This is a genomic window from Pedobacter sp. UYP1 (assembly GCF_040547305.1).
Classification (GTDB): Bacteria; Bacteroidota; Bacteroidia; order Sphingobacteriales; family Sphingobacteriaceae; genus Pedobacter.
The window spans coordinates 243,490-266,541 of record NZ_JBEPPL010000007.1; the positions used below are offsets into that span (position 1 = coordinate 243,490).

Consider the following 23,052-nt stretch of genomic DNA (forward strand, 5'->3'; position numbering starts at 1 on the left):
CACATGGTCTTTCTCGTTATACTTATCGCTTCTTTTTTATTACAAATGATTTTACCCTGGTGGATCATTGTAATCCTTTCCTTTGCTACCTGCGGGTTAATTGGTAAAACAGCAAAATTATCATTGTGGCAACCCTTCTTTGCAATTGCACTGTTATGGACAAGCATCGCTTTATATCAGAGCCTGCCGAATAATAACCTGCTGGTTTCGCGCGTGGCTGAGATGTTTGGTCTTCATGCCTGGTGGTTAGTCCTGTTAGTTTCAGCATTGTTAGGCGGTTTTGTAGCTGCGGTAAGCGGTTACTGTGGTTACCAGTTCAGAAAAGCAGTACTGGTTAAAAAAACGACCGCATAAAATTTATCTAATGATCTGTTTATGTATTTTTGCGGCGTGAAAGCTTTAATTCCTCAAATATTTTCAATCCGCGACGAACAACAGTTTAATGAAACTGCGCTGGCCGTGTTCAAACACCAGGCGGAGTTTTGTGTACCCTATCGTCAGTTTATCACTCACCTGAATATCAAACCTGAACAGATCACCCGGGTTGCCGGCATCCCTTATCTGCCGATCAGCTTTTTTAAAACCCATCGGGTAGTCAGTAATACTGATCCGGAGGAAATTGTTTTCAGCAGCTCTGGAACTACAGGAATGGTGCAAAGCAAACATATGGTGACCAACCTGAGTGTATACGAAAAAAGCTTTAACAAAGCATTTGAACAATTCTACGGTCCGGTTGCAGACACTTGTCTGCTGGCTTTGCTTCCTTCCTATCTGGAAAGAGATGGCTCTTCGCTCATCTATATGATTGATGCATTGCTGAATCAAAGTAAACATCCTGATAGTGGTTATTTCTTACATAACCACGAAGAGCTTTTCCAAAAGTTAACCGCCTTAAAAAATGCAGGTCAGCCAACACTGTTAATTGGTGTTACTTATGCCCTGCTCGACTTTCTTGAAACCCACCAATTAGACTTTCCCGAATTAATCGTGATGGAAACAGGCGGTATGAAAGGAAAAAGGAAAGAAATGGTCAGAGAAGAACTACACGAAATATTAAAAAGTGGATTTGGAGTTAATGCCATTCACAGTGAATATGGAATGACTGAACTGCTTTCACAAGCTTATTCTTCTGGAGAAGGTGTATTTGATTGTCCAAACTGGATGAAGATTGTGCTAAGGGATACGAATGATCCCCTAACACTCCTCAATTCTAATCAGACAGGAGGCATCAACATTATAGATCTTGCCAATATTAACTCCTGTTCGTTTATCGCTACACAGGATCTGGGCCGGTTATTGCCTGGCGGTTCCTTTGAAGTACTTGGCCGTTTCGACAATGCAGACATCAGAGGTTGTAACCTGCTGGTTCAGTAAACTATTCCGCGATTAACAGGAAATAGTTCTTTTTACCTTTCTGAACGATAATATATCTATCATTAATCAGGTTGCTGACAGTATAACTGGCAGTAACCTCTGCTACTTTTTCTTTATTAATACTCAATCCACCACCCTGGATAGTTTTCTTCACTTCTCCTTTAGATGGGAATACCGTAGTTTTCTCTGCCAGTAAAGTAGCTACATCAATACCTGACGCTAATTCTTCACGGCTAATTACAAACTGAGCCACACCTTCAAATATCTCCAGGATATGCGCAGGACTCAGGCTCTCTAAAAAGGACAAAGAACCATTACCGAACAAGAATTCTGAAGTTTTTACCGCTGTTTCTAAAGCAGCTTCCGAGTGTGTTCTGATGGTAATATCAGTAGCCAATGCTTTCTGCAAGATCCTCAAATGAGGTGCTGCATCATGTTCTGCTTCTAGTTTCTCCAATTCTTGCTGCGTCAGCAAAGTGAAGATACGTATCCATGATCTGGCATCCGAATCTGTAGCATTTAACCAGAACTGGTAATATTTGTAAGGAGAAGTCTTTTCAGGATCTAACCAGATCGCGCCGCTTTCCGTTTTTCCGAATTTAGTACCGTCCGACTTTTTGATCAGTTGTGTAGTCAATCCATAAGCGGTTCCCCTATCTTTTCTTCTGATAAATTCTGTTCCGGTCACAATATTGCCCCATTGATCAGAACCACCCATCTGGATCGTACAATTATTATTTTTCCATAAATAATAAAAATCATAACCCTGGATCAGCTGGTAACTGAATTCTGTAAAGGACATACCAGTATCACCTTCTAAACGTTTTTTCACGCTATCCTTCGCCATCATGTAGTTCACAGTGATGTGTTTACCTACATCTCTGATGAAATCAAGAAAACTGAATCCTTTAAACCAATCTGCATTGTTAACCATCACCGCACCATTACCTTCAGCGCTGAAGCTTAAGAATTGATTCAACTGTTTTTTAATTCCATCCAGATTATGAGCTAATGTCTCTTCAGTCAGTAAGTTTCTTTCCTCAGATTTACCTGACGGGTCGCCAACCATACCAGTAGCGCCACCAACAAGTGCATAAGGCTTATGCCCAGCGCGTTGAAAGTGGATTAATGTCATAATCTGTGTCAGGTGACCAACATGTAACGAATCAGCCGTAGGATCAAAACCTATATATCCTGAGCACATGCCTTCATTTAATTTATCTTCTGCATTGGGCATGATATCGTGTAACATGCCTCTCCATCTTAATTCATCAACAAAATTGGTCATCGCTTTATAATTTCGGCAAAGATAAGAAACCGTTTAAACTTAGCGGCTCCTAAAAGATCATCTTGGACAGATTCTTGTCAGGTATAAATAATTATGGGTTATTTGGGCCATTTTTCCAGCTCCCTGATAAAAAAATCCTATTTTGTAAAACGATGAACTTTCTTTCGCACTTTTATTTTGAACGGCAAAACTCCAATGATTATATGGTGATGGGAGTTGTGTTGCCAGACCTGATTAAAAATGCAGACAAAGACTGGAACCTCAATCCACAAAAAGACGAATACCTTTTCAGAGATGTGCCTGACTATGCATCCTTACTTAGCGGATGGAAAAGACACCTGGAAGTAGATCGTTTATTTCATTCGTCTGCATTTTTCAAGGAACAGACTGCTATACTCAAACAGCTGATCCTGCCAGCCTTACAAACCGGCCCTGTAAAGCCTTTTTTTTTAGCACATATTGGTCTGGAACTTATCCTTGATCACCTGCTTTTAACTCAGAAAAAAGTAGATACCGCTCTTTTTTATCAGCAACTAGCTGGTGCACACACCGAATCCTTAACCGGATTTTTAAAGTATGCAGGCTTAACGGATCAGCCACGTTTTGCTCACTTTCTGGATAACTTTATCTCCAATGAGTATCTGTTCAGCTATGAAAAAATTGAAAATATCACCTATGCACTGAACCGCATTTGTATGCGGTTATGGCTCAATCCATTTGCAGAAAAGCAACTTGAAATTCTGACACTGAAGCTTGAAGAGTTTAAGCAACAACTGGACAAGCAGGGTTTTCTGACCATATTCGATCAGATCGAGCAGGAACTGGCCGGACAATCCTTCTGATTACAAAAAAAACCATTAAAATAAACAAGCAAATCAGCCGATTTAGTAACTTCGCCTTATGTCGCAATCCACTATTAAAGACACTATGGACGCGTTGGTTCATGAACTTAACCAACACAGTTATAATTATTATGTACTCGCAATGCCAACTATTGCCGATTACGAGTTTGACAAGAAACTGGAAGAACTGGGGAAACTTGAAAAAGAACATCCCGAATTCGCAGATCCTGATTCTCCGACTTTAAAAGTTGGAGGTGATATCACTAAAAACTTCGTCACCGTTAAACACAGATGGCCAATGCTGTCTTTGGGTAACACCTATAATGAACAGGATTTGCGTGATTTCGACGAACGGATCAAAAAATCAATAGGTGATAACTTTGAGTATGTATGCGAATTGAAATTCGACGGACTTTCTATTAGCCTGACTTACCAGGATAACAAATTATTAAGAGCAGTTACCCGCGGAGACGGAACCAAAGGCGATGATGTCACTGCCAATGTAAAAACAATCAGTAATATCCCCCATCACTTAAAAAAAGCAGACACACCTGCATTATTTGAAATCAGGGGAGAGATATTAATGCACAGTGCAGCTTTTGAAAGACTGAATAAAGAAAGAGAAGAACTCGGAGAGATACCTTATGCAAATCCACGAAACTTTGCTTCAGGCACAATAAAGATGCAGGATCCTAAAGAAGTTGCCAAAAGACCTCTGGATGCATTCTTTTATTTCTTACATACTGAAAAAGAATACGCTAAAACACATTGGGAAAGCTTGCAGCAACTCAATAAATGGGGCTTCCATGTTTCAGAACATACTAAACTGAGCAGCAATATTGAAGAAGTACTCGAATTTATTCATTACTGGGAAAATGAACGTTTCAAACTCAGCTATGACATCGACGGTATCGTGATCAAAGTAAATAGCTTTACCCAGCAGCAGGAATTAGGATTTACAGCTAAATCTCCACGCTGGGCAATCTCTTATAAATATAAAGCACAAGAGGTAGAGACGATCCTGGAAAGCGTGAGTTACCAGGTGGGACGCACTGGAGCAGTAACTCCGGTAGCCAACTTAAAACCAGTACAACTTGCCGGAACAACGGTTAAGCGCGCTACTTTACATAATGCCAATGAAATTGAAAGATTGGATCTTCATGTTGGAGATAGTGTATTTGTAGAAAAAGGTGGTGAGATTATTCCAAAGATCATCGAGGTGAACCATGAAAAGAGAAAAGAAGGTTCACAACCCGTTATTTACCCGGTTACCTGTCCTGAATGCGGGACTACGCTGGTTCGTAAAGAGGGCGAAGTTGTTTTCTATTGCCTGAATGACGAAGGCTGCCGTCCGCAGATTGTGGGTAAAATCCAGCATTTCATTTCCAGAAAGGCGATGAACATTGATGGACTAGGTGATGAAACTATAGAATCTTTTTACCAGAGAGGTTTATTAAGTCATATCAGTGACTTATATACCTTAAAAGACAGAGCTGAAGAATTAAAAAACATAGAAAGATTCGGTGAACGTTCTATTGAAAACATGCTGAAAGGCATAGAATTGTCCAAGCAGGTGCCTTTTGAAAAAGTACTTTTTGGTTTAGGAATCAGGTATGTTGGTGAAACAGTTGCTAAGAAATTAGCGATTGGAACAGGAAACATTGACCGCTTAATTGCTGCCACGCTCGAAGAATTAACAGCAATCGATGAAATTGGCGGCCGTATTGCAGAAAGTATCCTGGAATACTTCAGTAAACAGGCTCATATTGATCAGATTAACCTGTTAAAAGCACATGGACTACAATTTGAGGCTATTCAGACTATAATAACACTGGATAGTGACAAATTAACTGGAAAAACATTCGTAATTTCGGGAGTTTTTGAACAATATAGCAGAGAAGAACTGAAAGACCTGATCGAAAACAATGGTGGAAAGATATTAAGTAGTATTTCTGCTAAATTGAATTACCTGCTTGCAGGTGATAATATGGGTCCTTCAAAATTAGAGAAAGCCCAAAAGTTGAATGTTCCCCTGATTTCGGAGAACGACTTATTAGAGATGTTGAATAAAGATTAAAAAAATGAACAAATTTCATGGAACGGGTGTAGCTCTGGTTACACCATTTAACGCAGACGGATCGGTAGATTACGACGGTTTGAAAAAACTGATCAACTACCAGATTGACGGGAAGGTAGAATACCTGGTATCATTGGGTACTACAGGTGAAACAGCAACACTCAATAAGGACGAAAAGAAGAAGATCTGGGCATTCACAGCAGAAATAAACAACGGCAGATTACCACTTATTGCCGGTATCGGCGGTAACAACACAGCAGAAGTTATTCAGGAAGTCAAAGAATTCGATGCTTCAGGTTACAACGCAATACTTTCGGCAAGCCCATACTATAATAAACCTACACAAGAAGGCATATATCAGCACTACAAAGCGATCAGTGAGTCTACAGACCTGGATGTATTGCTTTATAATGTTCCTGGCCGTACAGCAAGTAATGTTAGTGCAGAAACAACCTGCCGTTTAGCAGTAGATTGTAAAAATATAATCGGAACGAAAGAAGCTTCAGGAAGTTTTGATCAGTTCAATCAGATTATGAGAGATAAACCAGCAGATTTCTTACTGATTTCTGGTGATGATCCTGTGGCCTTGCCCATGATCTCCTTAGGCGCAGTGGGTGTAATTTCAGTAGTCGGAAATGCATTCCCTCTTTTATTCTCAGAAATGATCAGATTATCCCTGAAAGGTGATTTCAAAGCTGCTCAGGTTCTTCATCTGAAAGTAGTGGAGTTCACAAGGTTAGTTTTCGAAGAAGGTAATCCGGCAGGAATTAAGGCTGCTTTAAAATACTTCAACGTTTGTGGTGATCAGGTACGCTTACCATTAGTACCAGCATCCGGCCGCCTGGCCCAGCTGATCAGCACTCAAATCAAACAAATTAGTTTATAAGCTCCTCTTAAAACAAAAAACGCCCCGGTACTACCCGGGGCGCTATAAAATTCAAAACAAGAAATTGGTTTAAGCCTCTTTGTTTTTGGTCTCCTGAATCTCTAAACGAATAGCCTGAGCTATGTTTTTAAGATCCTGCATTCCTTTACGTACACGCGTTCCGGCAGCACTGTTGGCTTTGTTGTAAAACTTGTCTGCATCAGCTTCTAATGTGGTAACAAGCTTCTTTAACTCATCAAATTTTTTCATTTCTAATTACCTTTTGGTTTATTTTTTAGGGTTGATTAATACTCAATTACTAATGTAAGCGCTTTATTCTAATAAATGAAAGATTAATATCACAATTAGAACCTATAAAACCCTGTTTTTATCCACAAAAAGCATGGTTATTCACAAATTCATCAAAAAATAGAAGATATATCGTTGAAAAACAATAAGATACAAAATAAGGAAATAAAAAAAGGCCCTTTACATAACTGTAAAGGGCCTTTTTTTATTTATAGAAATCAGCTATTCCGGGCTGAATTTATTGTCATTGTAATAGCCACTTTTCAGCTTGTCAGCAACTTCACTGAAGGCTTCCAGCGTGCGCTCAACGTCTTCTAAAGTATGCATTGCAGTTGGTATTAGTCTAAGCTCAATTAAGCCCTTAGGAATAACCGGATACACTACAATAGAACAGAAGATGCTATAGTTCTCGCGAAGATCCATCGTCAATGCAGTAGCTTGTAACAATTCACCTTTTAAGAATACCGGAGTAACCATGGTATTTGTAATCCCTAAATCAAAGCCACGTGCTCTCAGCCCTTTTTGTAGTGTAGTTGCAATATTCCAAAGTTTTTCTCTCAGCTCAGGATTGTTTTTAAGCAGTTCTAAGCGCTTTAATAAACCAATTACCATTGGCATTGGTAATGCTTTCGCAAAAGTCTGAGAACGCATGTTATAACGGAAGAAATTAGTTATTTCTTCTGAAGAAGCAACAAAAGCACCGATTCCAGCCATTGATTTTGCAAATGTCCCGAAATAAATATCCACACCCTCAATACAATCCTGCTCTTCATGTGTTCCGGCACCAGTTTTACCCATCGTACCAAATCCATGTGCATCATCAATTAACAAGCGGAAATTGAAGTCCTTTTTCAATTCAATAATTTCCTTCAGTTTACCCTGTGCACCTGACATGCCAAAAACGCCTTCAGTAATCACAAGAATACCGCCACCAGAACTTTCTACCAATTTAGTAGCACGCTCCAATTGTTTGCGGGCACTCTCAATATCATTATGTTTATAAACAAAACGTTTACCTAAATGAAGACGCAAACCATCGATAATACAAGCATGGCATTCTCCATCATAAACAATTACGTCATTTCGATCTACCAGACAATCAATGATAGATAACATGCCCTGGTAACCGTAGTTTAAAAGGAATGCATCAGGCTTACCTACAAATTCTGCAAGCTCCTGCTCCAATTGCTCATGATATTTAGAGTTTCCAGACATCATTCTGGCTCCCATCGGGTAAGCCATACCAAAATCTGCTGCACCTTTTGAATCCGCTTCTCTTACTTCCGGGTGATTAGCTAATCCCAGATAATTATTTAAACTCCAAACCAAATGTTCTTTACCCCGAAAATTCATATGCGGTGCAATGGCTCCTTCTAACTTCGGAAAGGAAAAATATCCATGTGACCATTTTTGGTGTTGCCCAAGCGGGCCCATATGCTTTGCTATCTTTTCAAAAATATCCAATGTATCTGTCTTTAAGTTGTCTTATTATTTTATGCAAATTTAAGCTTTCTGGGGCTGAAATACAAGATTGCCCAAAAACCAGTAATCCCGCTGTCCAGCAATCCATTATTATGCCAAAAAAGCCTTAACAATTTAATTGCTAAGGCTTCTAATTTCGTTTTCTATACCAGTTGATTAATCAACGTTATCGTGAAGGAATGAATTGTTAGGCCTGATCTCAGTACTACCTTCTTCATCATTGCTTAATGTAAACCTTGATACCTGCGATTCCGAAGAATGTTGTACCTGTTGTAACTGGGTTTGTTTACGTTTATAAGCAGGCTCGTTTTCAAGCTCCTGCAATCCATTGGTTGTACGCAACTTCATGCTCAGATCTTTCAGCCTCATAATTCTTTCTTTAGATTTTTTCAGCTGATCTTCAATTGACTCATCACTTTTATCATCATCCAGACCAGGTACAACTACCTCTTCCTGCTGAACAGCAGCCGGTTCGTTATAATTTGATTTAGGTGCTTCAAAAACAAAATCAGTTTCCGATGTTTTCAGTTCAAAATCAGTTCCTGCTTCCTGTTTATTTTCAGCAGGTGTAGATTCTTCTTCTACTAAAGTATGTCTGATAATCCCGCTATCCGCATCATCTCTCCTGTTTCTGTTCCCGCTGTACATATCACCAAAAAGATCAGATTGTTTCAGATCATCTTTCAGTTTCATCACTGGCTCATTCGTATAAGCACCCGCTTTTGGCTCAATAAAAGAGTTAACAGGTTCTAATGGTTTTACCAGTGGAGCTTCTTCAGGAGTCAGCAAAGAAATTTTCTTTACGTTCTTTTTATCGTGTGCACGTTGTTCCGTAGTCTGGAAACCTGTAGCAATAATCGTTACAGAAAGTTTTTCACCCAGGTTTTCGTCAATACAGTTACCCCAGATCAGATCTGCAGTTAAACCAGCCTTATCCTGGATATAATCCGTGATAATAGCTACTTCATCCATAGTAACTTCCTTTAAACCAGAACTGATGTTCAGCAGGATATACCTCGCACCTTCAATCTCATTGTCTTTCAACAGTGGAGAAGCCAATGCACCTTCAACAGCACTCAAAGCACGATTTTCACCCTCACAGGCAAAACTACCCATGATAGAGACACCGCTGTCTTTCATTACTGTACGCACATCCTTGAAATCCACGTTGATATAGCCCGGAACCGTTATGATTTCGGCAATACCTTTTGCCGCAGTAGTCAAAATATCATCTGCCTGTGCGAAAGCGGAACCTAAAGTCAGGTTACCAAATATTTCACGTAAACGATCATTGGAAATAACCAGATAAGAATCCACGTATTTCTTCAGTTCATCCAGACCGTCTTCGGCCTGCATTTTACGTCTTTTACCTTCGAAAGAGAAAGGGGTTGTGATAATAGCAACAGTTAAAATGTCAAGTTCCTTCGCTGCCTGCGCAATGATGGGACTAGCACCCGTACCTGTTCCACCACCCATACCCGCAGTAATAAACAGCATTTTTGTAGTACTGCCTAACATGCTTTTGATATCGTCTATATTTTCAATAGCCGAATTTTTCCCCACTTCCGGAATTGAGCCTGCACCCATTCCTTCGGTTAAACTTGCACCCAACTGTACTTTATTCGGTATAGGGCTGAACTCCAATGCCTGGGCATCAGTGTTACAGATTATAAAGTCTACACCTGCAATTCCTTGACGGTACATATGGTTAACCGCATTACCACCACCGCCACCAACACCAATTACCTTGATGATTGATGACTTATCTTTTAACATTTCAAAATACATATATTTATGAATCAGTTACTTAAAAATTGGTTTTACCTGTTCATCTCTCATTGTAATATTAACACTTTTTCAACACACGTTTTCCACAAGTGTTTAAAATGTGGAAAAATCGTCTATTGTGGATAAATATTACGGTTTTATATAATCCTCATCGCTTACGTTCATGTCGTCTTTAATGAAATCCTTAGTTTTTGCTAACAATTTATCAAATAATCCACCTCCCGGGCGCTTCACTTTATCCTTTACAACTGCTGGTCTCTCGACATAAACACCAGGCTGCTTTAACTCTTCAATCAACTCTTCAGCTTTTTGAATACCTTTAATCAGCAAGCCAACACTGGTCGCGTACATCGGGCTTTTCAGGTCATCATAAATAGTTTTTGGCATATCCTCATATTTCGACAAATGTTCATTCGGATAACCTACACGACAATCCAGCCCTGTAACATATTCAACCAATTGAGAGAGGTGCTTTAATAACGCTCCACCACCGGTAATTACTACACCACCGATTAGTTTTTTCTCATAACCAGAAGATTTAATCTCATAATAAACATGCTCAATGATTTCTTCCATACGGGCCTGGATCACATAAGCAAGGTTTTTTACTGAAATTTCTTTAGGTTCTCTGCCACGCAGACCTGGTACACAAATAATTTCATTTTCTTTATTTTCTTCAGCTAAAGCAGAACCGAAACGTGTTTTCAACAATTCAGCCTGATTTCTCATCACTGAGCAACCTTCACGAATATCTTCAGTTACACTATTTCCACCGAAAGGAATAACCGCCGTATGACGGATAATACCTTCATGGAAAATAGCAATATCAGTAGTGCCACCACCTATATCCACTAAAGCAATTCCAGCTTCTTTTTCTTCATCACTTAAAACAGATTCAGAAGACGCAAGCGGCTCTAAAATCAGTTCCTGAGTTTGTAAACCAGCATTGGTTACACATCTCATAATATTTTTCACCGCAGTTACCTGGCCCGAAATGATATGGAAATTCGCTTCTAAACGAACACCCGCCATACCGATCGGATCTTTAACTCCTGGCTCATTATCGACAGTAAATTCCTGAGGCAGTACATGGATGATCTCTTCTCCCGGGGGCATAACCAGTTTGAACATATCATCAATTAACTTATCCAGATCTTTTTTACTGATCTCATTATTCAGTTCTCTTCTTGTCAGGATTCCACGGTGTTGTAAACTCTTGATATGCTGACCAGCAATACCAACATTTACCACACGTACTTCCACATTGGACTGACCGCTCGCCAATTCAACGGCCTGTGAAATACCCTGTACAGTTTTTTGTATGTTGGAAACCACACCACGGGTTACGCCCGCAGACTCTGCTTTCCCAATACCCAAAACCTCAATCTTGCCATGCTGTGTTCTGCGACCAACTATCACACAGATTTTTGTGGTACCGATGTCCAATCCCACTACAATAGGAGACTGAACGGTGGTTTTTTCTTTGCCCATAACTATATTTATTTGTCGAATTATATACTAATTATTATCACTGGTGTGTTTTGTTTCTTTTACTGGTTTTGTTGTCACTTTAGCTTTTGCTGGTTTAACTGCAGCAGGCTTAATGACGGCTTTTACTGGTTTATTTTCAGCTTTCACTGGCTTCTGCTCCGGTTTTACCCATTTTTTTCCGGGCTTCACCATCGGTTTGTCTGCAGTAGTTTTAGCTGGTTTATGTTCAGTTTTCACCGTTTTATGTTCCGGCTTCGCTGCTGAAACTTTTGCCGGCTGATGGATAACCTTTGCCGGTTTGTGGATCACCATCCCAGTTTTTGGTGAAGCTTTAACTACAGCCGGTACAATTGCTCTATCTCCTGACTCACTGTCCTGAAGTCCCTGAGGATTATTACGGAGCTCTGCAGCAACCTCAGCCCTCACCAGCGAATCCATTACTTTCCTTGCAGAAGCAATTGTTGGTTTTGCGGGCCTGGCTCTGCCGACAGACCCCAATATGGAATCCATGTTGTTCTTTTCACAAACAATCTGATTGGTGTATTTTATGTTTATGGTTTTATAAGTGTCCCAACCTACCTTTGGCATCGCCTCTTTGTAAAAGGTCATCAGATTGGTCATTTTCGTTTGAAGAGAATCTGCATTCCCTAAAATGATACGCTGGTTACCCACTCTTGGTATCAATTCAATATCATCTTTATCATTAACAAATATTTGTTCAATTTGTGAGTCCCACAACGTATCTTTTTTCAAAAATAATGCCGTTTTATACAAATCTGAAGCCATCTTAGTAATCAAGGTATCTACCCTGCCACTAAAATGCTCTAAAATCTTACCATTTGCCACGACCACGTTTGCCGTAAAGTTCGGAGACACAGGCATTTTAAGTCCATTTTTATCTATATAAAAATCCTGTCCGCTTGAACTGATAATTCTCAATAAAGGTTGTCTCTGACTAATTTCAATATGGATTACACCGTCCATATCTGCATAAACTGTAGACAATGCTATATAAGGATTTGACTTAATTTTTTCTTCAATTGCGTGCAGGTTAATCTCTTCCAGTTTACGTCCGATTAACTGGCCCTGGCTCTGTTTCAATATCGCATCAATTTCTTCTCTTTCGATAAAGTTATCTGCTCCAGGAATAAGAATTTTTATATTCGTTATATTAACTGTATGCTTTTTCACCGATACAAAGCTCATAAGGGTAACTATTCCGCCAAGACAAAAAATCCAGGCAAAACATTTAAAAACAAATTTCCAGTCAATCCTTTTAAACATCGGTCAAAATATTTTTTAACGGTTGAATCAAAGTATCAATATCTCCTGCTCCCACAGTAACCAATAACTCAGGTTGGTTTACCTTTACATATTTCAGTACTTCATCTTTCGAGTAAACCCCAGTGTTTTCAAGCGTTAATTTCGCCCTTAAAAACTCCGAACTAATCCCTTCCATCGGCAACTCTCTGGCAGGATAAATATCCAGCAGCAACAATTCATCAACTGTACTTAAAACTTCCGCAAAATCAGCTGCGAAGTCCCTTGTACGGCTAAAAAGATGCGGTTGAAATACAACAGTCATCTTCTTGTCCGGATAGAGTTGTCTGACCGCATGAAAACAAGCGCGCAGCTCTTCAGGATGATGTGCATAGTCATCAATATAAATATGCTTATCTGCTCTCACCACGTATTCAAAACGTCTTTTTACACCTTTAAAATTTGCAACCGCGGCTTTCACTTTAATCGGGTCAATTCCTAATTTTAGTGCCGCTGCCATCGCTACAGTGGCATTTTCTACATTATGTTTTCCAGGAAGCATCAATGGTATATCCGTAATGCTTACATTTTCATCCTGATAATCAAAAACAAAATTCCCCTCTTCTACCCTGATATTTGAGGCCCGGACAATAGCCCCTGTCTCACTCCCATAGGTTATCCCTTCAGCAATTGGTAATCCTTGTTTAAAGAACAAAGTACCTCCTGGCTTTAACTGTTTGGCAAATAACTGAAATGATTCCTCTAATTGTGCTGCATCTCCATAAATGTCCAGGTGATCTGCATCCATAGAAGTAATCACGGCAATATCCGGATGTAAGGTCAGGAAAGAACGATCATACTCGTCTGCTTCCACCACTACAACATTGTTGTCGCCCAGCAGAAAGTTACTTTGATAGTTCGTCGTAATTCCGCCTAAAAAAGCAGTACATCCATAACCAGTATCCGTCAGAATATGCGCAACAATTGAAGAAGTAGTTGTTTTACCGTGCGTACCCGCCACAGCAATACAAAACTGTCCTTTACTGATAATCCCCAATACCTGGGACCGCTTCTGTAAATTGAAACCGTTATCCCTGAAATAATTCAGCAATACCGAATCTTTCGGGATCGCCGGTGTATATACAATCAGCGTATCGGTCGCTGTCACTTCAAATCCTGAAGGCAATGAACTCAACTCATCCACATAAGAAATCAGAATGCCTTCTTCCTCCAGATGACTGGTCAAAACAGTTCTGGTTTTATCATATCCGCCTACCAGGCAGCCGCGTTTTTTAAAATACCGCGCAAGCGCACTCATTCCGATACCACCGGCACCAATAAAATAAACGCGTTTGATTAAATCCAGTTCCATCTATATATCCTTCTTTACTGCTAGTTTAAATACTTCTCTTGCAATCAACTCATCAGCTTGTGGCAACGCCATCTCCCCAATATTTACTGAAAGCTGCTCACAACGAACATCATCTTTTAATAATTCCAGTGCCTGTGACACCAAAGTATCTTCCGCAGAGCGGTCATTGATTAACAGGGCTGCATTTCTTTTCACTAATGCCATAGCATTTTTAGTCTGATGGTCTTCAGCCACATTAGGCGAAGGCACCAGGATTACTGGTTTTTTAATCAGGCAGAGTTCGGCAATTGTTCCTGCACCTGCTCTTGAAATAATCACATCAGCAGCTGCATAAGCCAGATCCATCTGGTTCAGAAATTCTAGTATCCGTACATTCGGGTGAAAACTTCCACCCAGACGTTCCATAATTCCTGCATAATAATATTTACCGGTTTGCCAGATTAACTGTACATCCTGGTCTATAAAATCCTGCAAATGCTTTTCAATACTTTTATTCAATGTCGCAGCACCAAGACTTCCGCCTGTTACTAAAACAGTTTTCTTCAGCGGATCCAGTTTCAGCAATTCCGATCCGTGGAAACGTTTATTGTAAATCTCGACTACATCTTTACGTACCGGATTACCCGTTTTCAAGATACGATCGGCCGGAAAAAACTGCTCCATTCCATCGAAAGCCACACATATCTTCGAAGCCTTTTTCCCTAGTCTTTTGTTGGTCATACCCGCATAAGAATTCTGCTCTTGTATGAGGTATGGAATATTTTTCCAGGAAGCCGCAAATAAAACCGGCCCCGAAGCATAACCACCAACCCCCACTACCACATCAGGCTTAAAGGTTGAAATCAACTTCAATGCTTTCTGCATACTGTCAACCAACTTAAAAGGTAAACTCAGATTTTTGAGTATTGATCCCCTTTGAATTCCGCTGATATTCAAGCCTACAATTTTGTACCCGGCAGCAGGAACCTTTTCCATTTCCATTCTGCCTGTCGCACCTACAAATAATATTTCACACTCAGGCTCTATGCGTTTGAGCGCATTTGCGATCGCAATGGCAGGAAAAATATGTCCGCCAGTGCCGCCTCCTGAAATGATTATTTTTGTTGGTCTCATTCTATATATTTTATGTCATTGCCGGTAACTCACCCACAATCACTTTATTTACTTTACTTGCTGGTTTAGCTAAATCTTCGCTTAACCCTTTTTTACCATTCTCTTCTACATCCCTGCTTACGCTCAGGATAATTCCAAAAGCGATACTCGTGAAGATCATCGAAGTACCACCCATGCTTACTAACGGCAAAGGGACACCAGTTACGGGTCCTAAACCTACGGCTACCGCCATATTTGCAAAAGCCTGTATCGTCAAACTAAAACTCAGTCCGGCGGCGAGCAGTGCCCCAAAGGCCTTTGGACTCTGCGTCACAATCCTGACGCATCGATAAAGCAGTACCAAGTACAGCACGATAATGATCAATGCCCCGAACAAACCATATTCCTCCACGATAATTGCGAAGATAAAATCCGAATATGGGTGAGGCAGGAAATTACGCTGGGTACTATTTCCCGGCCCTTTTCCAAAAATCCCACCAGATGCCAATGCAATCTTCGCCTGATCTGCCTGGTAAGTTTTATCTGAATGCTGAGCCTCCGGATGCAAATAAGAGTTCACACGTGATTTATAAGTCTCACGTCTTGGCCCAAGGAAAACGACAAACATCAGCAGTACAAAACCACCTGCACAAACCACCAGTATTTGTTTAATACTGATCCGGCCTATAATTAACAATAAGATACTTACTCCAAACAACATCAGCGCTGTTGATAAATTGGCTAATGCAATCAAAACAAAAACCACACAAACCGACCCCATAATCGGGATAAAGGAAGTCTTTACATCTTTGATATTTTCCTGCTTCTTGGTCAGCATCCTGGCCAGAAACGTAATCAGGGCTAATTTTGCTAAATCGGACGTTTGGAAAGTCAATCCGATAATAGGAATCTTAACCCACCTGGAAGCATCATTCAGGCTCGTTCCAAAAACCAGCGTATAAAACAACAGCGGAATCGTAATAATCATCAGGATCTTTGAAATCCCGGCATAGTATTGATAATCCACTAAATGCGCGATATAGATCATACCAATCCCCATCACCACAAAAATCAAGTGTTTGGTGAGCAGTATTTTCTCTACAGTTTTGCCCTGTTTATAAGCAAGTGTTCCAGTTGCACTATAAACCGCAAAAATAGAGATCAGAGACAACAGGATTATGATCAGCCATATCCAGCGGTCCCCTTTTGTTTTCTCTAAAAGCGCCTGTACTGTACCCATTGTTATAATTCTTTTACAGCCATTTTGAATTGGTTTCCACGGTCTTCATAATTCTTAAACAAATCAAAACTTGCACAAGCTGGTGACAACAACACGGTATTTCCTTTTGTTGCCAGGTGATAGGCTACCTGTACAGCTTCATTTGCAGAGAACGTATTGACAATAATTTCCACATCATCCTCAAAAGCTTCGTGAATACGTTTATTGTTTTTACCCAGGCAAACAATAGCTTTCACTTTTTGCTTCACCAGATCTTTCAGCATATCATAATCATTGCCCTTATCCACACCACCCATAATCAGGATCACGTCTGTATTTACACTTTCCAGCGCATACCAGGTAGAATTCACATTGGTAGCTTTTGAATCGTTGATATAATCCACACCCGAAATCTTGGCGACATGCTCCAACCGGTGTTCAATATTTTTAATATCTCCCATACTCTCCCTGATGGTCGCATTGCGGATTTCCAACACTTTAGCGACTATGCCCGAAGCCATAGAGTTGTAGATATTGTGCTTGCCTTGTAAAGCTAACTCTGAAATTGACATGGTTAAATGGTCTTTTGGATTTATATTGATATGAATATTGTTGCCTTCCAGATAAGCTCCGCCTTCTACCTTTTTACGAATAGAGAAAGGGCATTTCTGTGAATTCACCTTCGTGCTTTTTAAAGCTTTCAGGGTTTCTTCATCATCGGCACAAAAGATAAAATGATCTTCAGGTCTCTGATTCTGTACGATACGCATTTTTGAAGCTGCGTAATTTGTCATTTTGTAATCGTACCTGTCCAGATGGTCAGGCGTAATGTTTAAAAGTACAGCGATATCAGCTCTGAAATCATACATATCGTCCAGCATAAAGCTCGATATTTCCAGTACATACCAATCAAAATTCTCTGTAGCTACCTGTGCTGCAAAACTATGTCCTATGTTACCGGCAAGGCCTACATTCAAGCCCGCTTTTTTAAGGATATGGTAAGTTAGCATCGTTGTTGTTGTTTTACCATTTGATCCGGTAATACAAATAGTTTTTGCAGTCGTATATCTTCTAGCAAACTCAATCTCTGAGATCACCGGGATGTTTTTCTTTTTCAGTTCTTTGACAATAGACACAGAATCTGCAATTCCGGGGCTTTTGATCACCTCACTCGCATTGATGATCGAAGCAACAGTATGCTGTTTTTCTTCAAATGCGATATTCAGTTCTACCAATGTTTCTTTATAACGGTCGGCAATTGCCCCGAAATCCGAAACAAAAACATCAAAGCCCTGCTTCTGCGCCAGAATTGCTGCACCTACACCGCTTTCACCAGCTCCGAGTATGACGATCCTTTGCTTTTCCATTATCTCAGTTTTAAAGTGATTATGGTAATGATGGCTAATAATATTCCTACAATCCAGAAGCGCGTAACAATTTTCGCTTCATGGTATCCTTTTTTCTGATAATGATGGTGTAATGGCGACATCAGGAAGATCCGTTTACCTTCTCCAAAGCGCTTTTTAGTGTATTTAAAATAAGATACCTGGAGCATAACCGAAGTCACCTCGATCAGGAACACCCCGCATAAAATCGGGATCAGCAATTCTTTCCTGATCATAATTGCCAATGCAGCGATAATACCTCCAATGGCCAGACTTCCGGTATCCCCCATAAAAACCTGTGCAGGATAAGAATTGTACCATAAGAACCCGACACAAGCCCCAACAAATGCACCCGCAAAAATCATCAGCTCCCCGGAATTGGGGATATACAGGATATTCAGGTAATCCGCAATCACTGTATTACCCGAAACATAGGCTAGCAAGCCCAGAGTAATCCCTATAATCGCAGAAGTACCCGTTGCCAGGCCATCTATCCCATCCGTTAAATTCGCGCCATTAGAAACCGCCGTAATGATAATCACCACAAAAAGGATGAAAACAAACACTGCATATTTCTCATAACCAGGGCCTAAAAACTTAAGTACCTTAGCATAGTCAAACTCGTTATTTTTATAAAAAGGAATATTCGTAATCGTTGATTTTACATCCTGCGTGTAATAGAATTTCTCTCCTTTTTGTCTAAGGACCATCGGTGCCGTATTTTTGCTTACGCCGGTTTCATCCACAGTTTGTCTTACTACGATATTAGGGTTGAAATACATCGTCCAGCCAATGATTAAAGCTAATCCTACCTGTCCGACAATTTTAAACCTTCCAGCAAGGCCTTCTTTATTTTTCTTAAATACTTTAATATAATCATCCACAAAACCTACCGCGCCCATCCATACCGTCGTTACAATCATCAGTAACACATATACATTAGTCAGGTTGGCCAGTAACAAGGTCGGGATCAGGATACCCATCAGAATCATCACCCCACCCATTGTTGGTGTGCCTTGTTTCTGCATTTGCCCTTCCAGACCTAAATTCCTTACCGTTTCCCCCACCTGCATTTTGTGCAGATAGTTGATAATTCTTCTTCCGAAAACAGTGGTAATAATCAACGAAATGATAATCGCCAGTGAAGTACGGAAAGTAATATACTGGAACAACCTTAAGCCAGGAAATTCGTAATGTGCATTTAAATATTCAAATAGATAATATAGCATTAGCTGATTAAGTTTAATTGTTCCATTAACACTTCTTTATCATCAAAATGATACTTTACTCCATTGATATCCTGGTATTTTTCATGTCCTTTACCCGCAATCAGGATAATGTCACCTGGTCTGGCTAAATGACAAGCTGTTTTTATAGCTTCTTTACGATCAGCGATCGTTAATGTTTTTCTCCGGTTAGTCGGCGATACACCAACTTCCATATCAGCAAGAATCTGATGCGGATCTTCCGTTCTTGGATTATCTGAAGTCAGGATTACTTTATCACTCCAGTCACAAGCTACCTGAGCCATCACCGGACGTTTAGTTTTATCTCTGTCTCCACCACAACCAATCACAGTAATCACCTGCTCCGTACCTTTTCTGATGTCATGAATGGTACTCAATACATTCTGAACAGCATCAGGCGTATGCGCATAATCCACCAAACCAATAATCTGTTTTGAATTAGGTACTTCTTCGAATCTGCCTTCAGCACCAGTCAGGTTACTCAGCAACGTTAATACCTGAAGTTTATCCTGACCTAATAACATAGCCGTACCGTAAACAGCAGCCAGGTTATAAGCATTAAATGAACCTACCAATTTAAAAAACACATCAGTATGATCAATTTCAAGATTCAGACCACTGAACCTGTTTTCAATAATGCTTACTTTATAATCAGCCAGTTGCTTTAAAGCATAAGTTTTTTTAGAAGCCCTGGTATTCTGCAGCATGACCATCCCATTTTTATCATCGGAATTAGTCAGTGCAAAAGAACCTTTCGGAAGGGAATCAAAAAATGATTTTTTAGCTTTAATATAATTGTCAAACGTTTTATGAAAATCAAGATGATCGTGTGTGATATTTGAAAACACACCGCCTGCAAAAGTCAATCCCTCTATCCTGTGCTGCACCATCGCATGAGAACTCACTTCCATAAAGCAGTAAGTACAACCCAGCTCAACCATCTGTTTCAAGAGCTGGTTCAGCGCTAATGGATTTGGCGTAGTATGTGTAGCAGGAATTATTTTATCATTTACCTGATTTTGTACCGTAGAAATTAATCCGGTATGGAAACCAAGGCTTCTGAATAACTTAAATAAAATAGTAGCAATTGTTGTTTTACCATTTGTTCCGGTAATCCCAACCAGTTTCAACGAAGAAGAAGGGTTTCCGTAATAGTTGGAAGCCATAATGCCCAATGCAACCGAAGTATCCTCTACCACGATATAAGTCACCTCAGGATTGATCTCTGCTGGTGTCTGCTCACAAATAATAACTGTTGCTCCTGCAGCAATAGTCTGGTTAATAAAAGTATGTCCGTCTGACAAAGTTCCCTTTACTGCAAAAAATACAGCACCTTGCTGTACCTCACGTGAGTCAAACGTAAGCGCACTAATTACCCTGTTGGTTTTTCCAACCAGGTTATTAATCGCCACTCCATATAAAACATCCTGCAACTGCATCTTATTTCAATTCTAATTGTACCAATAATCCTCTTCCAATCTTCATCCCCGAAGGAATCGACTGGCTTATTACTTTTCCACTTCCCTTAACCTGTGTTTTTAAACCGGCGTTCCCTAAAAGATATAAAGCATCTTTTAAGCCCATTCCGCTTACATTAGGCATCATGCCTTTCACAGAACTATATTCTTGGTAAACAATCCCATTGCTGGTATCTATACTATTGAAATAGTCAGATTTGGCAGCATAAAGGGCTTTTATTCCCAGCGCATTGTATACACTTTTCACTGCTTTACTCTGTCCCGCTTTCGCTTCCGGACTTTTCGTATTTCCAACCAGATGGTCAGTCACATTGTTATACATCTGCACATCACTTGCGTAAATACGATCTGCAATTTCTTTAAATACCGGCCCGGCAACTGACCCACCGTAATACCCATTTTTTGGTCCGTTAATAGAAACCATAATCGAGTACTTAGGTTTATCGGCAGGGAAGTAACCACAAAAAGAAGCCTGATAACTTCTCTTGGCTTTATAACCTTTATTTCCATCAGCCACCTGTGCAGTACCTGTTTTTCCAGCTACCCGGTAAAACGGGGATCCCATCAGTTTACCAGTACCTTCAGTGACTACGCCTTCCAGCATCGCCTGTAATTTTTTCACTGTAGCCTCAGAACAAACTTTTTCACTGATCACCCTCGCATGATACTGCTCAATCGGATTTCCCAGTCTTCTGATCTCTTTTACAAAAATTGGTGCTATATATTTCCCATCATTTGCGATGGCATTATAAAACGTCAAAATTTGCAGTGGGGTAATCTGCATTTCATAACCATACGCCATCTGCGCCAAGGTCAAACCACTCCAGGACTTAAAAGATGGATTCTTAATGACCGGTTTTGTTTCCCCGGTAATTTGTAGTCCCAGTCTTTCATTCATATGGATCCGGTATAAATGATCTGTAAACTGCTTAGGATCATCTTTATAAGCGCTATAAACAAATTTAGCCACAGCCGTATTTGATGAAACTTCAAATGCTTTTTTAGCAGTTACCACTCCAACGCCCCCATGGGAATCTTTTATGTTATGATTATAAAGTCTATAAACTCCATTTCCAGTATCCACTGTTGTGTTCGTATCAATTTTTTTATCTTCCAGCAAAGCCATATAAGAGGCCAGCTTAAAAGTAGATCCCGGATCCTGGCTTCCACCAATCGCGTAATTGAACATCTCTTTGTAAACACCCTCACTCTCCCTGGTAAAATTCGCAACTGCTCTGACTTCACCAGTCTCTACTTCCATCAAAATCACAGTTCCATGATCTGCATCACTTTTGATCATTTGTTTCTCTAATGCACTCTGCGCCAGATCCTGCATATTGATATCAATCGTAGAAATAATATCAGATCCTTCTTTCGGTGCAATTTCAGCCTCATCATTAACTGGCATCCAAACACCACCAGCAATACGCTGTACTAATCTTTTACCACTTTCCCCATTAATATAATTGCCGTAAGCACCTTCCAGTCCTACGCCATTGGATACGTTTTCATTTTTATACCCGATCGTCCTCTTTGCCAGGTTTTGAAAAGGTAAAATTCTTTTATTCTGTTGAATAGCCATCAAACCACCACTATACTTTCCAATATTATACAATGGGAAAGTTCTCAATTCCTTGAGCTGCTGATAATTCACTTTACGCTTAATCAATAAATACCTGACACTGTCTGCTCTGGCAGTACGCAGCATACGGGAATATTCCTTTGGCGTTTTATCCACAAAAAACTGTGAAAGTTTCATAGCCAGAGAATCCACTTTAGCATAAAAAACTTTATTCTCACTAATTCCGCCAGCGTATAAATCCATTCTCAATTCATACTCTGGTACAGACGTAGCTAACAGGCTTCCATCATTAGAATAAATATTACCACGTGCAGCATCCACATTGATATACTTTGTAGAGAGACTATCGGCCATGGCACGCCATTTATGCCCCTCTACAAATTGTACATCGCATAATCTGATTAATACTGCCACGGCAAGCAGTACAATCAGTCCGAAGGACAGATAAACACGTAATAATATGTTAGCTCTAATGTTCATCATTACTTATGATAATTTTTTTAGGAGGCTCTGTTAGCTCCTTAATGCCTAACGTATCTACTTTTTTAGCTACTTCTGTTAACTTACTTTTGAACATTAAATCAGCTTTCAATGATTTATATTCCCAGCTCAGTTCTTTTACTTCTTTATTTAGTTTATCTATATCTCTTATATTTTTAACCGCCATATGGCTGTTTGCAATGTAAAGCATTGTCAACAGCGACAAAAAGATAAGAAAAGGCAACATGGCAGTAGCGGCTTCTTTAGTCACTACGCCATCCACAAAAAGCTTTTTAAAGAAAAGGTTAGCATTTTCAGATTCCTTCTTTTCTTTTTTAGGCTTTTTCAAGCGAATTACCGGTTCTTCTGGTAATTCCTCTTCGTCCTCTACCTCATCTGCTCTGAACTGGTTGTTCATATC

19 protein-coding genes are annotated in these 23,052 nt (G+C 39.9%); 5 read left to right on the forward strand and 14 right to left on the reverse strand.

What is annotated here, in order from left to right; all coding sequences use genetic code 11:
• Positions 1-3: 3 nt before the first annotated feature.
• Together ABIB30_RS16100 and ABIB30_RS16105 are read left to right on the forward strand one after the other, a co-directional pair.
• Entirely contained in the window at positions 4-354 is a 351-nt protein-coding gene (locus tag ABIB30_RS16100) for a hypothetical protein (protein ID WP_354303706.1), read from the forward strand.
• A 21-nt stretch (positions 355-375) separates the two neighbouring features.
• Positions 376-1,374: a LuxE/PaaK family acyltransferase gene (locus ABIB30_RS16105; RefSeq protein ID WP_354303708.1), complete on the forward strand. Its 999-nt coding sequence runs from the start codon at positions 376-378 to the stop codon at positions 1,372-1,374.
• Between the two features lies 1 nt (position 1,375).
• Here ABIB30_RS16105 and tyrS read toward each other — a convergent pair whose 3' ends face one another.
• Positions 1,376-2,662 carry a tyrosine--tRNA ligase gene (gene tyrS, locus ABIB30_RS16110; RefSeq protein WP_354303710.1) on the reverse strand — a complete coding sequence of 429 codons (1,287 nt, stop codon included), beginning with the start codon at positions 2,660-2,662 and terminating at the stop codon, positions 1,376-1,378.
• Between the two features lie 152 nt (positions 2,663-2,814).
• Here tyrS and ABIB30_RS16115 point away from each other — a divergent pair, with 152 nt between their 5' ends.
• From ABIB30_RS16115 to dapA, 3 genes are read left to right on the forward strand one after another with little or no spacing between them, the layout of a single operon-like run.
• On the forward strand, positions 2,815-3,504 hold the full coding sequence (locus ABIB30_RS16115; RefSeq protein WP_354303712.1) for an ACP phosphodiesterase: 690 nt from the start codon (positions 2,815-2,817) through the stop codon (positions 3,502-3,504).
• Between the two features lie 58 nt (positions 3,505-3,562).
• Positions 3,563-5,581 (forward strand): NAD-dependent DNA ligase LigA, encoded by a 2,019-nt coding sequence (ligA, locus tag ABIB30_RS16120; protein WP_354303714.1) that lies wholly within the window; start codon positions 3,563-3,565, stop codon positions 5,579-5,581.
• Between the two features lie 4 nt (positions 5,582-5,585).
• Positions 5,586-6,467 (forward strand): 4-hydroxy-tetrahydrodipicolinate synthase, encoded by an 882-nt coding sequence (gene dapA, locus ABIB30_RS16125; protein ID WP_354303716.1) that lies wholly within the window; start codon positions 5,586-5,588, stop codon positions 6,465-6,467.
• A gap of 69 nt (positions 6,468-6,536) precedes the next feature.
• Here the strand turns inward: dapA and ABIB30_RS16130 are convergent, their stop codons facing one another.
• The 13 genes from ABIB30_RS16130 to ABIB30_RS16190 all read right to left on the reverse strand — a co-directional run bounded on the left by ABIB30_RS16130 (position 6,537) and on the right by ABIB30_RS16190 (position 23,049).
• On the reverse strand, positions 6,537-6,716 hold the full coding sequence (locus ABIB30_RS16130) for a BF3379 family histone-like protein (RefSeq protein ID WP_068395023.1): 180 nt from the start codon (positions 6,714-6,716) through the stop codon (positions 6,537-6,539).
• A 261-nt stretch (positions 6,717-6,977) separates the two neighbouring features.
• The gene (locus ABIB30_RS16135; protein ID WP_068395021.1) at positions 6,978-8,219 is read right to left on the reverse strand and encodes an aminotransferase class I/II-fold pyridoxal phosphate-dependent enzyme; all 1,242 of its coding nucleotides are present in this window, start codon (positions 8,217-8,219) and stop codon (positions 6,978-6,980) included.
• Between the two features lie 174 nt (positions 8,220-8,393).
• Complete coding sequence (ftsZ, locus tag ABIB30_RS16140) at positions 8,394-10,025, reverse strand: cell division protein FtsZ (RefSeq protein ID WP_354303718.1); 1,632 nt, start codon at positions 10,023-10,025, stop codon at positions 8,394-8,396.
• A 129-nt stretch (positions 10,026-10,154) separates the two neighbouring features.
• The gene (ftsA, locus tag ABIB30_RS16145; protein WP_068395018.1) at positions 10,155-11,516 is read right to left on the reverse strand and encodes a cell division protein FtsA; all 1,362 of its coding nucleotides are present in this window, start codon (positions 11,514-11,516) and stop codon (positions 10,155-10,157) included.
• 27 nt (positions 11,517-11,543) lie between these two features.
• The gene (locus ABIB30_RS16150) at positions 11,544-12,800 is read right to left on the reverse strand and encodes a POTRA-like domain-containing protein (protein WP_354303720.1); all 1,257 of its coding nucleotides are present in this window, start codon (positions 12,798-12,800) and stop codon (positions 11,544-11,546) included.
• Positions 12,793-14,148, reverse strand: a complete 1,356-nt coding sequence (gene murC / locus ABIB30_RS16155) for a UDP-N-acetylmuramate--L-alanine ligase (RefSeq protein ID WP_354303722.1) — start codon at positions 14,146-14,148, stop codon at positions 12,793-12,795. Before murC ends, ABIB30_RS16150 begins: the two co-directional genes overlap by 8 nt.
• Complete coding sequence (gene murG, locus ABIB30_RS16160) at positions 14,149-15,261, reverse strand: undecaprenyldiphospho-muramoylpentapeptide beta-N-acetylglucosaminyltransferase (protein ID WP_354303723.1); 1,113 nt, start codon at positions 15,259-15,261, stop codon at positions 14,149-14,151.
• 10 nt (positions 15,262-15,271) lie between these two features.
• Positions 15,272-16,480: an FtsW/RodA/SpoVE family cell cycle protein gene (locus ABIB30_RS16165; RefSeq protein ID WP_354303725.1), complete on the reverse strand. Its 1,209-nt coding sequence runs from the start codon at positions 16,478-16,480 to the stop codon at positions 15,272-15,274.
• Positions 16,481-16,482: 2 nt separating this feature from the next.
• On the reverse strand, positions 16,483-17,826 hold the full coding sequence (gene murD, locus ABIB30_RS16170) for a UDP-N-acetylmuramoyl-L-alanine--D-glutamate ligase (protein ID WP_354303726.1): 1,344 nt from the start codon (positions 17,824-17,826) through the stop codon (positions 16,483-16,485).
• Entirely contained in the window at positions 17,826-19,073 is a 1,248-nt protein-coding gene (gene mraY, locus ABIB30_RS16175; protein ID WP_354303728.1) for a phospho-N-acetylmuramoyl-pentapeptide-transferase, read from the reverse strand. Before mraY ends, murD begins: the two co-directional genes overlap by 1 nt.
• Positions 19,073-20,530 carry a UDP-N-acetylmuramoyl-L-alanyl-D-glutamate--2,6-diaminopimelate ligase gene (locus ABIB30_RS16180; protein WP_354303730.1) on the reverse strand — a complete coding sequence of 486 codons (1,458 nt, stop codon included), beginning with the start codon at positions 20,528-20,530 and terminating at the stop codon, positions 19,073-19,075. Before ABIB30_RS16180 ends, mraY begins: the two co-directional genes overlap by 1 nt.
• A gap of 1 nt (position 20,531) precedes the next feature.
• Positions 20,532-22,631, reverse strand: coding sequence for a PASTA domain-containing penicillin-binding protein (locus tag ABIB30_RS16185; protein ID WP_354303743.1), 2,100 nt, complete (start codon positions 22,629-22,631; stop codon positions 20,532-20,534).
• Positions 22,621-23,049 carry an FtsL-like putative cell division protein gene (locus ABIB30_RS16190; protein WP_183869550.1) on the reverse strand — a complete coding sequence of 143 codons (429 nt, stop codon included), beginning with the start codon at positions 23,047-23,049 and terminating at the stop codon, positions 22,621-22,623. The genes ABIB30_RS16185 and ABIB30_RS16190 overlap by 11 nt, the downstream gene beginning before the upstream one ends.
• Positions 23,050-23,052: the final 3 nt, after the last annotated feature.